Genomic DNA, 14,744 nt, shown 5'->3' with positions numbered 1-14,744 from the left:
CGCCGCCTAGGCTGTATGCTCGCCAGTGACGCTCAAATGGCTCTGCTGCAGCTCGTCCAGCGTGTAGGCGTGAATGTAGTCGATCTTCATCTGGGCCGGCGTCGCGAGATGGTCTGGCGGCGCGCCCGCCTGGCCGCCAACCGCGAGATCGACCAGCATGTACATCGGCTTGTTCATGTCGGATGGCGTCGCCGCCCACGCGACCTGCACGCCGTCATAGGTCCAGACCAGCTTGTCCGGCGTCCACAACAGGCCATAGGTATGGTAGCCGGCAGTGTCCATGACGTTCACCGTCGAGCCGACCGTCGTGTGCTGGCCCGTCTGCATGGTATGCGCGGTCATCAGCAGCGAATTCGGCTTCTGTCCGTACATCTCCATCACGTCGAGTTCCGGCGGCCATGAACCGTCTTCCGGCAGCAGCCAGAAGGCCGGCCAGGCGCCGGCGTTTTCCGGCAGGTCGGCGCGCATTTCGAAATAGCCATAGGTCTGCGAGAACGAGTCATGCGTGGTGAGCAAGCCGGAGGTGTATTCGTAATTGTTGATCAGCGGCTTGATGTCGGCCGATGCCTGCGCCGCGGTGATGGTGAGCACGCCATTGTCGACGCTGAACGGATGCACCGAGCTGGTCGGCGCGTAGTTGGCATCGATATACCATTGCAGCTCGTTGTTCCGGACCAGCGTGCTGCCGTTCGCCGCGCCCCACCAGAAATTGGTGTCCCAGGTGCCGCCCTGGCTGCTGTGCAGGTTCAGCGTGTTGAACTCGTCGCTGAAGGACAGCGTCATGCCGGACTTGTCGATCGGCAGCTGGAAATTGTTGGGCTGCAGTTTGTCGATGGTCGTGTTCTTGAATTCGAGGATTTCGCCCGATCCGAGGTTCAGCACCACATTCGGTCCCGCCTGCATCATCGCGTCGTGGACGGCGGCGAACGAAGTGAATCCGTAGCCATCGAGCCGCACGGCATCGTTCGAGGCGAAATTGAGGATCGAGTCACTGCCATTGCCCTTGGCGATGATGAAAATGTCGGCGCCGCCGCCGCCGTCGATCAGCACATCGTTGCCCGCGCCGCCGTCGATCGTCTGGCCACCGCCCGTGGCGGTGATGATATTGTCCAGCGCATTGCCGAAGGCATAGTTGTGGGCGTTGGTGACGACGAGGTTCTCGACATTGTTCGGCAGCGTGTAGCTCATCCATGTGTTGATGGTGTCGACGCCCTGGCCGGCGTACTCGGCCACCTTGTTGCCCGCCGAATAGAGGTAATAGATGTCGTCGCCTTGGCCGCCATACATGGTGACGTTGACGCCGCTGGAGGCCCAGATGGAGTCGTTGCCGCTGCTGCCGTTGAACGTCCCGGGCGAGGACGCCGAAAACCAATGATTGGAAGCGCCGCTGTAATAAAGAGGAACGCCTATCGCGTTGACGACGAAGCTCATCGGACACTCCCTTCCTCGGTGGTGGCTGGTTTTCAGGCCAACCTACAAATCCGGCCTATGGTTCCAAGGAATCGCGTCACAGTACAGATAAAAAATTACCATTCATCGATTCATGATCGGAAATAGACATAACAAGCGGTTTCTAATACAATTTAAGCGCGATAATTACACCTTGAACTACTCAATTTTACTCAAAATTGCGCGGCTCATGCTGAAATATTTGGCAAGATGCTGCTAGAGGCCAGAATTGACCAGCGCAGCCGCGTGCGATGAACGAGGGCTGAGTCGCCAAGCGCGACGGTGGCATTCGAGCTGGAATGCCGATCGCAGCACCTACGCTCTGTCCCTGTTACAAAGCGGGCGCGGTAGCCGCCGGGGAAAAAATTTGGCAGCCTCTGTCGGATCGGCTGGGAGGCACCCGTCCTTGGGGCATCGATCAACGGAACCAGAGAGAGGATATCGAGACATGCCGAGCACCATCCACCTGCACCGCGTCCTGGCGACCAAGCCGGAGAAGGTCTACCGCGCGTTCGTCGAGGCCGATGCGCTGGCCAAGTGGCTGCCGCCGAACGGCTTCACCTGCACGGTGCATGAGTTCGAGGGCAAGGTCGGCGGCAGCTACAAGATGTCCTTCCGCAACTTCACCACCGGCGGCAGCCACTCCTTCGGCGGCGAGTTCGTCGAGCTCGTTCCTGGCGAGCGCCTGCGCTACACCGACCGCTTCGACGATCCAAATTTGCCGGGCCAGATCGAGGTGACGGTGACCTTGAAGAAAGTGTTGGTCGGCACCGAGATCAACATCACCCAGGCCGGCATCCCGGACGCCATCCCCGCCGAGGCCTGCTATCTCGGCTGGCAGGAATCGCTGCGCAACCTGGCCAAGCTCGTCGAGCCGGAGATCAATCAGTGATCGCGGGTAAACCGGCGCGGCAGCAATCTTTCCGTCTGCGCGTGCGTCAAACCGACAAATGTGGCGGCTGGTTTTCCGGCCGTCGCGTTCCCCAAGGTAAGCAAAATTTCACCAAGCGCTGATAAAAGCCGCTGCCATGGATCGCAACAAGAACAACGACCTGTTTGTCCTGATGGCGGCGCTCGCGGCGCTGGCGATCTATAACATCGCCTGCGGCATCAAGACGGGCGAAGTCCGAGGCAAGTTGCATTGGGTCGCACTGTCGGACGATCCGACACGATTCTGGAACATCGTGGTCGGCAATTCGATCGTCCTGGTGGGCTCGATAGCCTTCCTATGCGTTCTGTGGGTGCTCAATTCCCGCAGGCCGGGATGAGCTGAGGCGGCGTCCTAGAGCGTTTCACCGTTTCACGGAAACGGCGAACCGCTCTATCTCTTTGTTTTTACGCAATTCCGGACGGAAAACCGCCCACACTTTTCCTGGAATTGCTTTAGCCGCCCTCACAGGGCCCTTGTAATGCCGCCATCCACGCGGATGTTCTGTCCGGTGATGTAGGCCGCCCCATCCGAGGCGAGGAACGAGATCGTCGCGGCGATCTCTTCCGACGTGCCGTAGCGCTTCATCGGCACGCTGCCACGGCGCTCCTCGGTCGCCGGCAGGCTGTCGATCCAGCCGGGCAGCACATTGTTCATGCGGATGTTGTCGGCCGCATAGGTGTCGGCGAAGATCTTGGTGTAGGCGGCAAGCCCGGCGCGCGCCACGGCCGAGGTCGGGAACATCGGGCTCGGCTCGAACGCCCAGGCGGTCGAGATGTTGATGATGACGCCGGATTTCTGTTTCTGCATCACCGGCGTCACCAGCCGGGTAGGGCGCACGGCGTTGAGGAAATAGGTGTCGATGCCCTTATGCCAGTCCTCGTCGCTGATCTCGATGATCTGCGCGCGCGGTCCATGGCCGGCGCTGTTGACCAAAACGTCGATGCGCCCCCAGCGCTCCAGCGCGCCGTCGGCAAGGCGCTTCAGGTCGTCGTTCGACTGGTTGGAGCCGGTGACGCCGAAGCCGCCGAGCTCCTTGCCCAGCGCCTCGCCCTTGCCGGAGGAGGAGAGCACGCCGACCTTGAAGCCGTCCGCCGCCAGGCGCTTCGCCGCCGCCGCCCCCATGCCGCTGCCGCCCGCCGTCACCAGAGCTACTTTTTCGCCTGCCATGTCGCTGTCCATGTGTTGAGATCGTTGAAAGCGAACCTGTTAGCATGCGCAGGGCAGGGGAATGAACTAGATTGGATTGCGCCAGGTTGGTGATTGGCGAAAGCCGCGGAGCTGCCAATCTCCCCCCTTGCGGGGGAGATGGTCGGCAGACCAGAGAGGGGTGCTGTCCCGCCGACGTATCAGCGGCTATCCTTGCCTCAACTACCAAAGAGGTTCGCATCCAAGGAGTGTCAGCGCCGCGTTCCTTCGCGCCCCCCTCTGTCCTGCCGGACATCTCCCCCACAAGGGGGGAGATCAGCATCTTCGGCGCCTCGCTCAAACCTTAAAAACACCCATCACCGCCCTCGAAACCCTCGCGCAGCGCCCCGGCTTCACGTCGCCCGCCTTGAGCGGCACGCCTTTTCCCGGCGCTACCGCCGGCTGGTACCAGCTCCGCAGCGCCTGGTCGGCGGCGCAATAACCCCAGTTCACCAGATCGACGGTCTCTTCGCTGCCCAGGAAATGCAGCGATGTGCCGATATCGGCCGGCGCGGTCGCGGCGGTCTGCACGAAATTCGGCTCGGTCGCGTCCGGCTTGCTGGCGATCGACCAGAAGACGCCGCGCGTCGCCGCATAGTCGGGCCGGGTCGCGTCTTTGGGCAGGCCGCGATCGTCGGCGTCCTTGGCCGCCTGGAAGCGCGCCACCAGATCCCGTCGCCGCAGTGAGCGCACCTGGTTGTCGGTGGTGTCCAGCACGCGTTTGAGCTGCGAGAACCAGTTCCAGTAGCCCGCCTTGAAAGCCTGCCAGGGCGCGCCGGCATCGCTCACCAGCAGCCAGCGGCAGCGCTTCAGCGCCGGCTCGATGCCGTGATTGTCGTAGACGCCGCCATCGGTAAGTACAGCGCGGGAAGCCGGCACCGGCGGGCCGACACCCGGGTCGAGCTTGTCGTTCTTCCACGCGAAGGGCGTGAGGTCGAGCCGGAGCGGCGACAGGAAAGGCGGGAAGGCCGACGAGGCGGCCACCGCGGTCGCGACCGGCAGGTCGGCCTGGTAGGCGACGCCGATGCGGTAATCGGCGATGTAGCGCCGCGACAGGCGAAACAGCGAGCCGGTGCCAAGATTGCTGGAGCAGAACACGAACCAGGGCTTTTCCGGCAGGTTCTTCAACATCGGCCTGGAGCCGTCGAACAAATTCCGCTCGTAGCAGGCGGCGACTTCTTGCGCGGCGCTCGAAAACGGGTTGAGCAAGCCCTTGAGGATCGACGGCGCGTCGAGAAAGACCTGCGAGAACTCCAGGATCCTGTGCAGATAGATATCGAAGTTGGTGGCGACCCCGCCCGCGAAGACGAAGCGTGGCCAGAGCACCGCGAGCAGCCCGGCCGCGATCGAGCCGCCCGAAACCGAGCTCACCATGTCGAGCTTCTGGAGCAATCCCGCCTCGTTGAGACGGCAGAGCGCGCCGGCGTGGAACAGCATGGCCCGGTAGCCGCCGCCCGACAGACAGAGGCCGAGGTCGTAGCGCTCGGCCTTGCCGTCGGTGCTGGCCGCGCCGCCTGGCGCCGCCCCGGTATCGGGCGCTGCCGTCTCACTGGCCATGAATGACTCCGATCGTTCGGGCATGGCTGTTCCGGCGCCTAATCCAGCCCAGCGCGGCCATTCTGGCAAGCGGCGGAATCGCGGACCTTCGGGGGTGTGCTGGTGATCGGCGAAAGCGACGAAGCTGCTGATCTCGCCCGAAAGGGGAAATTAAGCACTCCGCCCTCTACAGCTCCTTCTCCGCCAGCTCCCGGAATCCGTCCGGCACCGAGCGCGGGCCTTCCAAGGCCACCGTGCCGTAGCCGACAGCTTGCCGGCCGAAACGCTCGCGGATCTTGTCGATGGCGCGGTCGGCGCCGAAGCGGGCGAGGCCCTTGCGGCTGCCGGGCTTCCGCTTCTCATCCGTCAGGCCGAGTGGCAGTTCGAGCTGCAACTCGGCATGCTCCTCCAGATGCGAAACGGAGATGGCGAGCAGCGATATGTCCCGCTCGCCGGGATGGGCGGCCAGCACGCCGCGCACCAGCTCCTCGGCGATCTCGGCCAGCATCACTGTCGCCTGGATCGGCTGCTCCAGCGTCACCGAGCGGGTGACGGCGCGCAGATCGGCGAAGCGCACCCGCACCGTCACCGTGCGGCCGGGCCGGTCCTTGGCGCGCAGGCGGCTCGCCACGCGGTCGGCCAGATGCAAGAGCGTCGGCACGAAGACGCGCGGCACCGCCGGCTTCCTGCCCAGCGCCGATTGCGCGCCGGCGGAAATCGCGCGCCGATGCGTCTCGAGTTTGCGCGGGTCGCGGTTCCAGGCGAGCGCGGCAAGCTTCTGGCCGGCGGCGTGGCCGATCAGCCGCTCCAGCGCGCCGCTATGGGTGCGCGCCAATTGCCCGATGGTCTCGACGCCGATCTCGGCGAGCCTAGCCTTGGTCGCCGGGCCGACGCCCCACATCAGCGTGACGGGCAGGTCGTGTAGGAACGCAAGCTCGGTGCCGGGCTCGACCACCACCAGCCCGTCCGGCTTGGCCACCTGCGAGGCGATCTTGGCGAGATGCTTTGTCCGCGCCACGCCGATCGAGATCGGCAGGCCGAGCTCGGCCTTTACCCGCTCGCGGATTCTTCGCGCGATCTCCTGCGGCGGACCGAACAGATGCGTGCAGCCGGCGACGTCGGCAAAAGCCTCGTCGATCGAGATGCGCTCGACCACCGGCGTGAAATCGTCGAGCACCTTGATCGCGGCGTCGCCGAGGCGCTGGTACTCGGAAAAATGACCGCCGACGAAGATGAGCTGCGGGCAGAGCTCGCGCGCCTTGCGACCGGGCATGCCGCCGCGCACGCCAAACACCTTGGCTTCATAGGAAGCCGCCAGCACCACGCCGCCGCCGACGGCGATCGGCTTGCCGCGCAATGACGGATCGAGCAGCTGCTCGACGGAGGCGTAGAAGGCGTCGAGATCGGCATGCAAAATGGTGGCGGCCGCAGCTTCATTCGTGGCGGCCATCGCGCGCTCCCATGGCCATTTGTGTGGCATTGCAGCATTAGCTGCGTCTTTTGTAAGGGGAATTTATAGAACATAAAGAGAACAAAAGAAGCTCCGTGTCAAGCCGCCACGCTTGAGCGTGCAAGTTTCCACAACCTGAAGCTACAGCCGCGAATGGACCGCAGCCTGAGATCACCCCTGAATCAGATCGTGCGAACTCGACAGGAACGCCGCCCACGGCGCCCCGTTCTCCACTGCCGAAATGAGGGCGAGGTCTGCGCTACGCCGGCTTGGCGTATTGTTCGGCGCTCAACACCTCGATGCACTGGAACGGCTGGTTGCCTTCCACCCAGGCGTCATGGCCGGGCGGGATGGTGTAGGAAGTGCCGGCCTCGAAGGTCTTTTGCGTGCCGTCGGTCATCCGCACGGTGATCGCTCCGGATACGACATAGCCGACATGCGAGACCTGGCAGCTCTCGGTCTTGACCACCGGCTTGACGCATTCGGACCACTTCCAGCCCGGCTGCATGTTCATCCGCCCCAGCGTGTAGCCCGGCAGCCGCACGATCTCGACACGCGTCTTGGCGGGCGCGCGGACCTCGTCGGGATTGTTGTGCGATTTGGATTCGAGTTTCGTCACCTGCATTGCAACTTCGGCCATGGTTTCCCTCCCATGTGAAGCGGCGCCCGACGTTGCGATCGTCGGCGACCGCAACCGGAATCATACGCCTTATTATGAGAAGTCGCTAATACTTGAGCGCTCCCGGCGCTCGAAGATTTTTTTGGCGCCTTATCGGAAGTTAATGCGGAACCTGGTCGCCGGTGCTTTCCTGTTCTGGCGCTGGCACGGCGGTGGTTGAGGGACCCATCCGTTTTCGCCCGACAGGGAGAGAATTCGATGCGACCCTCGGCAACAATCAAGGCGCTATCGTCGCGGCCTCGTGCGTTCCCCCATCAGCCTCATGCCGAACCTGCTTCACCGCTGGCCGAGTGCCACGGCGGCGCGACATGTCGGCCAGGGAGGAACCTTGGGCGGGGATAATCGACAACCACCAGGAGGAAACCATGCTTGATCAAGCCGTCAAAGCCTATTCGCGTCCGCCGGTCATTGCCGCTCACCGCGGCTCCCCGGCGCTTCGCCAATGCTGCGACAGCTACATCTGTCCGGTCTGCACGCAGGTCGTCGAACTGACGGATTATCGCCAGGTGCTTTGGCACCAGCAGCCCGGTCATCAGCCGATGGACCTCGAGGCCTGAATTCTACGTTGAATTGAAGGAGCAACAGTTGGTGCGGCCTGTCAAAAGGTGAAGCCGTCAGTCGGCGATGTCTTTTCTCCTTTCGCCGATTTCGAGGGCCGGGCAACGGCAGCCGAAAACGACTGTTCGGGCCTTCGGGCGACGGTCCGAGGCCTTGTTCGGACTGAAGTCTCATGCGTCGAGCGCAGAGGCCCGAGGCGCAGATTTTCGAGCAACAAGAGCGCCATCAATTCATTTGACTAGCAAGCCGCCGGACAAAGTCCCTTCATCGGCGGTCGACCACGGAGTGCCCATCATTCCTGCGATGTGATGGGCACTCCATTCCCTCTGGAAATCGACTTGGAGTTGCTGCCGTGCAACCCGGCAACATGATCGCGAACCTGTTTGCCGCGCTGCTCCTGGCGCTGATGATCGGCGGCGTCTTCCTCCTCTTCGGCAGGCCGCTCTGGCCGCAACGCCATGCCCAGATGATAGTCCTTCTTCCAATCGATACCATGGCAACCGGATCGGTGCGCAGGGCCTGTGTCGAGCCATGCCTGCCGGCCCGCTTCGACCTCAAGCTCGCGCCGGCAAGGCCGCAAGGATGAAGCCGGCGCGGGAACCGGTCCGCGCCTCACGCCGTTGACTGAGCGAAGGGATGGCCCAGCGGAGGCCGCCATGGACAATTTCGAACTCATCGATCTTCTGTGCGTCATCGACGCATGCGCGAGCGACCGTTCGGCCGGGCGCGTGGTGCCGATGTCGAGGGCCGTCGAGGAACTGCGCGTCCTGACCGGCGATTTCGTCTCGTCGGACGAGGATGCGGCCAATGCCTTGACGCAGGTCGCGCTCGAGCGCGGCTGCTCGGTTCTTTTCGACGAGCGGCCGGGCGCCGACATTATCGCGTAATTCGGCGGCGGCCGGGGCGACGGTTCCCGGCAGGGAGATCGGTCATCGCGGCCCTTGCGAGCCGCCGCCGCTTTGCGTCTCACTTCACCAGGGTGATCATCCGGCCTGCATACATCTCCCGGTTCCCCAGTTCGGCCGTGCAGTCGGACTTCACCGCGGAGTTTCCCGTCATCGCCACGGTGTCGCCCACCAGCCGCAGGCAGCTGCCCTGGGCGCTCATGTCCGAATTTCCGGTATAGGTGATGGCCGCGTCCGGCGCGTAGATGAAGCCGCTCACCAGCGAGCCGGATCCGCCGTTCAGCGTCAGCGCCTGCGTGTTGCCATGCGCCTGGTAGATGGTGATGCCTTGATAGGGGCCGCTGGTGGGCGGCGAGAGGTTCACCTGCTCGTTGGCATTGATGTAGAGCTGCGAGTTCTCCATCAGGAAGATCGTCACGCCCTGGCCGCTCAGGCTGCCGTTGCCGCCCGGCTTTATGACGACGTTGCGCATGATGTAGGTGCCCGGATTGAGGGTGATCTTTCCCGACAGGCTCTTGTCGCAATAGGTGCCCGGCGAGAGCGTTATCGTCTTGCCGTTGGGCACCGGCAGGCAGAGCGTGTAGGCGGGCGGAACGACGTCGGCCAGCGGATCGAACGAGGCATACTGCTTCTCATGCGGCGTGCCGCACGAAAGCGTGGCGCTGGGCGGCGTCAATCCTTGCGTGGCGCCGACCGTCGAGACGCAAGCGGCGCTGACGATCGCCGAGCCGCCGCGGTTGACGGAGTCCGCGGCGTCCGAATTGGCCGCGATCACGCAGCCGGTCATCGCCACATTGGTCGAGCCCTGCAGGTTGACCGCGTTGTCGGCATGCTGGTTGAGCGCCAGCACGCAGGCCTGCGCGCCGGGCTTGATCTTGACCGAGGCGGTGCGAGTCGCCTGCCAGGCCGGCATGGCGCCGATGAAGGCCGGCCGGCTGATGCTCGACGACGCCGAAATGAAATAGGCGCTTGGATCGCCGCTGGCGGCGGCCTGGAAGGCGGCGAGGCTGCCCGACAGCTCTTGCGCGTCGGCCGCGCTCATATTGGCCGCGAAGAAGGTCTGGCCCAGTTGCTGCACGTCGCCCGCCGACATGGTCGGTTGGTACTTCGTGCCGATCGCAAGGCCGGCGGCGTCCAGGGAATTTTGCAGTTGGGCGGCGTCGTCGCTGGTGCCGATCAGGTCGACGGAAGCTGCCACGCCAAGCATCAGCGGCACCATGGCAACCGCGGTCGCGACCGCGAAGTTGCCGCGCTTCGAAACCCAGAACCGTCCAAGCATGGAGCCCGCCCTCATCGTATTTCAACGAGTGATATGCGGGCCGTCTCTACGGGCGATTTCCAAAAAAGTTAAAATGCAGAAAGTGCTAAAATATTAGGTTTTACTGACGCTTACATCTTAAGTCCTAAATCAGTTAGGCCTTAAGTCTGAGTATGCGAGGCGCAAGATGGCGGCGGAGGTCCGCTGCGGTCCTACCGGTGCAAGTCGAGCGAAAAAATTAGGCATTCGTTCATACGACAATGATGAACGTGACCACTGGGATAGCTTGGGCGCGCTCGGCCATGGCCTTTTCAGGTCCATTCTTCAGCAGGTTTTTTTCGCGGCTGACCCTTCGGCGCTTTTGCGAAGGCAAGGGCGGCAATGTCGCGACCATCTTCGCGTTCACCCTGCCGGTCGTCGTCGGCGGCGCGGGGCTGGGTGTCGAAACGTCCTACTGGTACTATTCGAGCCTGAAGCTGCAGGCGATCGCGGACGCGGCCGCCTATGCGGGCGCGCTGGAAAAGATCCAGGGGTCCGACACCGCCGCCATCACCGCCGCCGCCACGACATCTGCCGCCTCGAACGGGCTGGGCGGCGGCACCATCGTCGTCAACACGCCGCCCACCTCGGGACCGAACACGGCCAACAAGGCGGTGGAGGTCATCCTCGACCAGAACCTCGACCGGATGTTCACCTCCATCTTCACCCAGACAAAGGTGCCGGAACACGCGAGGGCTGTTGCGTTGATCACCGACGCTTCAAAGGCCTGCGTGCTGGCGCTCAACCCCTCGGCCTCGTCAGCGGCGCTGTTTTCCGGCAGCACGAGCGTGAAGCTCAACGGCTGTTCCGTCATGTCGGATTCGATCGCCAGTGACTCCATCAAGGTGCAGGGCTCGGCTGGGTTGCAGACCGATTGCCTGATTACCGCCGGTGGCGTTTCGCTGAGCAATCCGGTGACCACGGTCTGCAAGTCGCCTATGACCCAGGCCTTGCCGGCGTCCGACCCCTTCTCCAACGTGCCGGCGCCCGCGGCGACCAACCCGTGCAAGAACGTCAACGGCAACAAGACATCACAGACGCTGCAGCCCGGCACCTATTGCAGCGGCATGAGCCTCAACGGCATTGTCACGCTTTCTCCCGGGGTCTATGTCGTTCAGGGCAATATGAAGATCAACGCCAACGCCGTCGTTGTGGGCGCCGGGGTCACCATCTTCATGTCCGGCAGCAACACCGTCAGCATGAACGGCAACGCCACGGTGACGCTGAGCGCGCCGACCTCGGGCACCTATTCCGGCGTGCTGTTTTACGGCGACAGGACCGGCACCGCGGCGCAGAGCACCTTCAACGGCACCGCGGACTCGCTGTTGACCGGCGCGATCTATTTTCCCAGGCAGCAGGTCAATTATCTCGGCAACTTCTCAGGTGTGAACGGCTGCACGCAGGTCGTAGCCGATACCATCCAGTGGTCGGGCAACTCGACCATCAACCAGGACTGCTCGAGCCTCGGGATGAAGGACATCCCGGCCGCCCAGGCGGTTGCGGTCGTCGAGTGAGACGCCTGGTCCATCCATTGGTCCGGGCCATTCGCGATGAAACGGGCATCGCCGCGGTGGAGCTTGCCATGGTGCTGCCGGTCCTGTGCGCCGCATTGCTCGGTACCCTGGACGGCTGGTCCTATGTCACCAGCTCGATGTCGATGCGCGCCGGCGTGAAGACGGCCGCCAACCTCGTGATGGCCGGATCCTCCGACGACACGGCGATCCAGGCCGCCGCGCTGGCGAGCTGGGAAAACAAGCCTTCCGATGCCCAGGTCGTCATCAGCCGCATCTATAAATGCGGAACGACCGTCGTCGACGCCTCAACCCTTTGCAGCGGCCCGAAAGCGCCGTCGGTCTATGTCCAAATCCAGGCGACCGGCACCTGGACACCGCCCTTCACCTTCGGCCCTTACCCAGACAACACCACGCTCGGTCATTTGCAGGTGGTCCGTGTTCGATAGGGCAGTTCCAGGAGCGCGCAGCGGTTGGACCCGGCGGCTCCGGGCATTTGCCGGCAACGTGTCCGGCGGAAGCGGCATTGAATTCGCCCTGATCGCGCCCGTCCTGATCATGCTCTTGTTCGGAATCTTCGCTTTCGGCTGGTCGATGAACTCCACCTCCAGCGTGCGCTATGCGCTGGAGGCCTCGGCGCGCTCGCTGCAGCTCAACAACACGCTGACGCAGGCCGACATCCAGGCGGTCGCCACGCAGAAGCTGAAGGCGCTCGGCCTGAAGAATGTGAACGTCACCATCAACACCGATCCGGCGAGCGGCGGCTTCCGCATGGCCCATGTCAACGCCAGCTACGCCTTCGTCATCAACTTCCCCTATTTCAGCGACTATCAGATCAACTACACGACATCCGTGACCGTGCCGCTGGTCGGCGGCTAGAACGGCACGGGCAAACCGGAGATAGGACCGTCGCCGGGTGGGTGAGGTCCGGCAGCATAGATGCCGTCCCGTCGGCTGCGGACGGCCGGCGCGTCATCTTAGCAATCCCTAAAGTCGCAAGCTTGACGCCAGCCAGGAATGCTAGGGATTTGCCGTCGTCCTGTCAGGAGCGCAGCCATGACTTCTCCCGTTGGAAGCCAGCATTCCGCTGGCATCGTGCATCATTCGAGCAAACCTCAGGGATCGTCGGAAACCTTCCCGGGCAAGAGCGCGCAAAGCGTCGGCCACCTTGCAAAGGCCTCGGTTACCGAGACGGATGCGGGCGAGCCGAACGCGCAGGGAAAAGCCGCGTCCCGCATCGCCCGCATGGATCTGACGGTGCTCTCTCCAGCCGGCTCGGGCGAGGAATCGGATACCGCGCCCGACGCGCCCAACGCCGCCGGCGACGTGGAAGCCGCGTGAACCGGCTTTCCGTCCGCACTTGCGTCAAGTTGGCCTATCAACGTCCGTCTGGAATAGTCAGTGCAAGCGCTGGTGGTGAGCTGAAGGCTCTGAACCTCGTCATTCCAGGGCGGAGCAAGGAGCGAAGCGACGCGCGCAGACCCTGGAATCCATGCCATTACCTGGACCGAGGTGTGCAACGGTGCAGAATTCTGGACAGCCGCGGCGTTTCCAAGTCACGGCATGGATCCTCGGGTCTGCGCGCGTCGCTTCGCTCCTTGCTCCGCCCGTGGATGACGACCGCGATAGGCGTCTCGGCCAATCGCCAAGGCATGGGATCTGCCAACGCACACTAACCAACCGGTCAAAACTTCTGTGTTAAGGAACAACTAGCAGCCTTGCGTCGTCGTCTTCATCTGGCCGGGAGCGTTCGATTTGGCGCTGGTGTCCTGTTGTCCAGGGGCCGCCTGCTTCGCGGTTCCGGTCGTCTGTTGCCCGGGCGCGCAATCCTTCGCCGAATTCGGGTTGGTCGAGTTTGTTTTGGTCTGATCCGTGTCCTGGCTGCTGGGCATCGTGGTCGTGGATGAAGAACCCGACGAAGTGCCGGACTGCGCTGTCGCGAGACCCCCCGACAGAGCAAGCAGGGCGGCGGCAAGAAGAATTCGTTTCATGGCGATTGGTCCTTTCGGGCAGCGTCCCTTCAGTCATTTAATCCCGGCGGGGCAGGAGTGTTCCAACGGCCGGAACGCGCTCGATCTGCGGGACTTTCGTGTACCAAAATGACCCTAGGGACCATGGTCTGGGGAGACAAGGGCCCTCATTGTTCCAAACGGCCCAAACACGCTCGGCCCTTTGTATTTCTGTTTTATTTCAATGAGTTAGTGTGGTTTTTTGCGAAAAATGCAAGGCAATGGCCGCAATGCTCTCATTTGGCGACCGCAATTGCCTAAAGTTTATCCGACGGCGTTAGGAAATTCTCATATGAGGCTGCCTAGCGGTTGGGCCATGTGAAGATTCATTTGCGGAGAAGCACAATGACATTGCGTAAGACACTTCTGGCGTCCCTTGCCATTCTGGCGCTGGCGGCGGCCCCGGCGCTCGCCGGCAACGGCCATGGCGGCGGCAATGGCGGCAACCACGGCGGCAATGGCAATGGCGGCAACGGAAACGGCGGCGGCAATGCCGGTGGCAATGGCAAAAGCGGCGCCGAGCACGGCAAGTCGGCTTCTGCTCACGGCCACAACAAGAGCGCCGACGACAGCTCGACCGACGACACGACGACCGACGACACGACGACCGCCGCCACGCCGAAGGAGAAGAACCTTCACGCCAAGCTCGGCCGGCTGAACTCCTTGCAGCGCAACATCAACGCCTATATGAATTCCAAGAGCAAGAAGTTCGCCGGCATCCAGGCCTATGTGACAGCGGCAGCGGCAGCTCAGAACGCGCAGGCCAAGCTCGACGCGGCAAACGCCAAGCTGGCCGCCGACCAGGCCACGCTCGCCGACCTCACCCAGCAGCTCGCCGATCTCAATGCGACTGACACGACGAACTTCACGCCCGAACAGCAGGCGGATCTTGACGCACAGATCGCCGACGTCCAGGGGCAGATCGACGCTCAGAATACGGCAATCACCGCTGACACCCAGGCGGTCGCAGATGCCCAAACTGAGGTTACCAATACACCCGCCCCGGACGACGCGACGTTGGACGCCGCCCTGCAGGACATGGCCAACAAGCCGGTCGATCAGGAAGTGACGGACTGGGCCAAGGGCGTGCTGGCTGACAAGATCGACCAGGCCGCCGCGGCGACGGCGCCATAAGGCCGGCCGAACCGACCAGAGGGTGGACGAAACGCCGCCGGGCCTAGCCCGGCGGCTTTTTTGTGCGCCATAGCCTCAGCATGAAGCCGTTCTCTTCGGC

Annotated in this window: 17 protein-coding genes; 10 read left to right on the top strand and 7 right to left on the bottom strand. The window is 63.2% G+C overall.

Annotated features, from left to right (window positions below; genetic code table 11):
* Positions 1-6: 6 nt before the first annotated feature.
* Complete coding sequence (locus EN852_RS11050; protein ID WP_127875020.1) at positions 7-1,431, bottom strand: family 16 glycosylhydrolase; 1,425 nt, start codon at positions 1,429-1,431, stop codon at positions 7-9.
* A 466-nt stretch (positions 1,432-1,897) separates the two neighbouring features.
* Here EN852_RS11050 and EN852_RS11045 point away from each other — a divergent pair, with 466 nt between their 5' ends.
* Both EN852_RS11045 and EN852_RS11040 read left to right on the top strand, forming a co-directional pair.
* Positions 1,898-2,341: an SRPBCC family protein gene (locus EN852_RS11045; RefSeq protein WP_112125363.1), complete on the top strand. Its 444-nt coding sequence runs from the start codon at positions 1,898-1,900 to the stop codon at positions 2,339-2,341.
* Positions 2,342-2,477: 136 nt separating this feature from the next.
* A complete protein-coding gene (locus EN852_RS11040; RefSeq protein WP_127875021.1) occupies positions 2,478-2,717 on the top strand; it encodes a hypothetical protein in 240 nt (79 codons plus the stop codon).
* 125 nt (positions 2,718-2,842) lie between these two features.
* Here the strand turns inward: EN852_RS11040 and EN852_RS11035 are convergent, their stop codons facing one another.
* The 4 genes from EN852_RS11035 to EN852_RS11020 all read right to left on the bottom strand — a co-directional run bounded on the left by EN852_RS11035 (position 2,843) and on the right by EN852_RS11020 (position 7,191).
* Positions 2,843-3,547, bottom strand: coding sequence for an SDR family oxidoreductase (locus EN852_RS11035; protein WP_127875022.1), 705 nt, complete (start codon positions 3,545-3,547; stop codon positions 2,843-2,845).
* A gap of 315 nt (positions 3,548-3,862) precedes the next feature.
* The gene (locus EN852_RS11030; RefSeq protein ID WP_127875023.1) at positions 3,863-5,122 is read right to left on the bottom strand and encodes a patatin-like phospholipase family protein; all 1,260 of its coding nucleotides are present in this window, start codon (positions 5,120-5,122) and stop codon (positions 3,863-3,865) included.
* Positions 5,123-5,288: 166 nt separating this feature from the next.
* Entirely contained in the window at positions 5,289-6,551 is a 1,263-nt protein-coding gene (gene dinB, locus EN852_RS11025; RefSeq protein WP_127875024.1) for a DNA polymerase IV, read from the bottom strand.
* Between the two features lie 259 nt (positions 6,552-6,810).
* Positions 6,811-7,191, bottom strand: coding sequence for a cupin domain-containing protein (locus EN852_RS11020; protein ID WP_127865172.1), 381 nt, complete (start codon positions 7,189-7,191; stop codon positions 6,811-6,813).
* Between the two features lie 404 nt (positions 7,192-7,595).
* Between EN852_RS11020 and EN852_RS11015 the strand changes: the two genes are divergently transcribed.
* The 3 genes from EN852_RS11015 (at position 7,596) to EN852_RS11005 (ending at position 8,675) form a co-directional block, all read left to right on the top strand.
* Complete coding sequence (locus tag EN852_RS11015) at positions 7,596-7,787, top strand: hypothetical protein (protein WP_127875025.1); 192 nt, start codon at positions 7,596-7,598, stop codon at positions 7,785-7,787.
* A gap of 353 nt (positions 7,788-8,140) precedes the next feature.
* Positions 8,141-8,374, top strand: a complete 234-nt coding sequence (locus EN852_RS11010; RefSeq protein ID WP_127875026.1) for a polymerase — start codon at positions 8,141-8,143, stop codon at positions 8,372-8,374.
* A 70-nt stretch (positions 8,375-8,444) separates the two neighbouring features.
* The gene (locus tag EN852_RS11005) at positions 8,445-8,675 is read left to right on the top strand and encodes a hypothetical protein (RefSeq protein ID WP_112125349.1); all 231 of its coding nucleotides are present in this window, start codon (positions 8,445-8,447) and stop codon (positions 8,673-8,675) included.
* 79 nt (positions 8,676-8,754) lie between these two features.
* Here EN852_RS11005 and EN852_RS11000 read toward each other — a convergent pair whose 3' ends face one another.
* Positions 8,755-9,972: a TadE/TadG family type IV pilus assembly protein gene (locus EN852_RS11000; protein ID WP_127875027.1), complete on the bottom strand. Its 1,218-nt coding sequence runs from the start codon at positions 9,970-9,972 to the stop codon at positions 8,755-8,757.
* A gap of 281 nt (positions 9,973-10,253) precedes the next feature.
* On the opposite strand from EN852_RS11000, the gene EN852_RS10995 reads away from it, so the two are divergent.
* The 4 genes from EN852_RS10995 to EN852_RS10980 all read left to right on the top strand — a co-directional run bounded on the left by EN852_RS10995 (position 10,254) and on the right by EN852_RS10980 (position 12,842).
* Complete coding sequence (locus tag EN852_RS10995; protein WP_127875028.1) at positions 10,254-11,504, top strand: pilus assembly protein TadG-related protein; 1,251 nt, start codon at positions 10,254-10,256, stop codon at positions 11,502-11,504.
* Positions 11,501-11,950, top strand: coding sequence for a TadE/TadG family type IV pilus assembly protein (locus EN852_RS10990; protein WP_245519593.1), 450 nt, complete (start codon positions 11,501-11,503; stop codon positions 11,948-11,950). The genes EN852_RS10995 and EN852_RS10990 overlap by 4 nt, the downstream gene beginning before the upstream one ends.
* The gene (locus tag EN852_RS10985; RefSeq protein ID WP_246693047.1) at positions 11,940-12,380 is read left to right on the top strand and encodes a TadE/TadG family type IV pilus assembly protein; all 441 of its coding nucleotides are present in this window, start codon (positions 11,940-11,942) and stop codon (positions 12,378-12,380) included. The genes EN852_RS10990 and EN852_RS10985 overlap by 11 nt, the downstream gene beginning before the upstream one ends.
* A 177-nt stretch (positions 12,381-12,557) precedes the next feature.
* Positions 12,558-12,842, top strand: coding sequence for a hypothetical protein (locus EN852_RS10980; protein ID WP_127865179.1), 285 nt, complete (start codon positions 12,558-12,560; stop codon positions 12,840-12,842).
* Between the two features lie 368 nt (positions 12,843-13,210).
* Here the strand turns inward: EN852_RS10980 and EN852_RS10975 are convergent, their stop codons facing one another.
* Positions 13,211-13,492 (bottom strand): hypothetical protein, encoded by a 282-nt coding sequence (locus EN852_RS10975; protein ID WP_127875029.1) that lies wholly within the window; start codon positions 13,490-13,492, stop codon positions 13,211-13,213.
* Between the two features lie 363 nt (positions 13,493-13,855).
* On the opposite strand from EN852_RS10975, the gene EN852_RS10970 reads away from it, so the two are divergent.
* Entirely contained in the window at positions 13,856-14,644 is a 789-nt protein-coding gene (locus EN852_RS10970) for a hypothetical protein (protein WP_127875030.1), read from the top strand.
* Positions 14,645-14,744: the final 100 nt, after the last annotated feature.

The sequence above is a fragment of the Mesorhizobium sp. M2E.F.Ca.ET.209.01.1.1 genome (assembly GCF_004010375.2).
Lineage (GTDB): Bacteria > Pseudomonadota > Alphaproteobacteria > Rhizobiales > Rhizobiaceae > Mesorhizobium.
This window is presented reverse-complemented; position numbering and strand designations above follow the sequence as displayed.

Bases quoted from the DNA above. Each gene is read 5' to 3' on its own strand.
- EN852_RS11050 (WP_127875020.1), bottom strand. From the start codon at position 1,431: ATGAGCTTCGTCGTCAACGCGATAGGCGTTCCTCTTTATTACAGCGGC.
- EN852_RS11045 (WP_112125363.1), top strand. From the start codon at position 1,898: ATGCCGAGCACCATCCACCTGCACCGCGTCCTGGCGACCAAGCCGGAG.
- EN852_RS11040 (WP_127875021.1), top strand. From the start codon at position 2,478: ATGGATCGCAACAAGAACAACGACCTGTTTGTCCTGATGGCGGCGCTC.
- EN852_RS11035 (WP_127875022.1), bottom strand. From the start codon at position 3,547: ATGGCAGGCGAAAAAGTAGCTCTGGTGACGGCGGGCGGCAGCGGCATG.
- EN852_RS11030 (WP_127875023.1), bottom strand. From the start codon at position 5,122: ATGGCCAGTGAGACGGCAGCGCCCGATACCGGGGCGGCGCCAGGCGGC.
- dinB (WP_127875024.1), bottom strand. From the start codon at position 6,551: ATGGCCGCCACGAATGAAGCTGCGGCCGCCACCATTTTGCATGCCGAT.
- EN852_RS11020 (WP_127865172.1), bottom strand. From the start codon at position 7,191: ATGGCCGAAGTTGCAATGCAGGTGACGAAACTCGAATCCAAATCGCAC.
- EN852_RS11015 (WP_127875025.1), top strand. From the start codon at position 7,596: ATGCTTGATCAAGCCGTCAAAGCCTATTCGCGTCCGCCGGTCATTGCC.
- EN852_RS11005 (WP_112125349.1), top strand. From the start codon at position 8,445: ATGGACAATTTCGAACTCATCGATCTTCTGTGCGTCATCGACGCATGC.
- EN852_RS11000 (WP_127875027.1), bottom strand. From the start codon at position 9,972: ATGCTTGGACGGTTCTGGGTTTCGAAGCGCGGCAACTTCGCGGTCGCG.
- EN852_RS10995 (WP_127875028.1), top strand. From the start codon at position 10,254: ATGGCCTTTTCAGGTCCATTCTTCAGCAGGTTTTTTTCGCGGCTGACC.
- EN852_RS10980 (WP_127865179.1), top strand. From the start codon at position 12,558: ATGACTTCTCCCGTTGGAAGCCAGCATTCCGCTGGCATCGTGCATCAT.
- EN852_RS10975 (WP_127875029.1), bottom strand. From the start codon at position 13,492: ATGAAACGAATTCTTCTTGCCGCCGCCCTGCTTGCTCTGTCGGGGGGT.
- EN852_RS10970 (WP_127875030.1), top strand. From the start codon at position 13,856: ATGACATTGCGTAAGACACTTCTGGCGTCCCTTGCCATTCTGGCGCTG.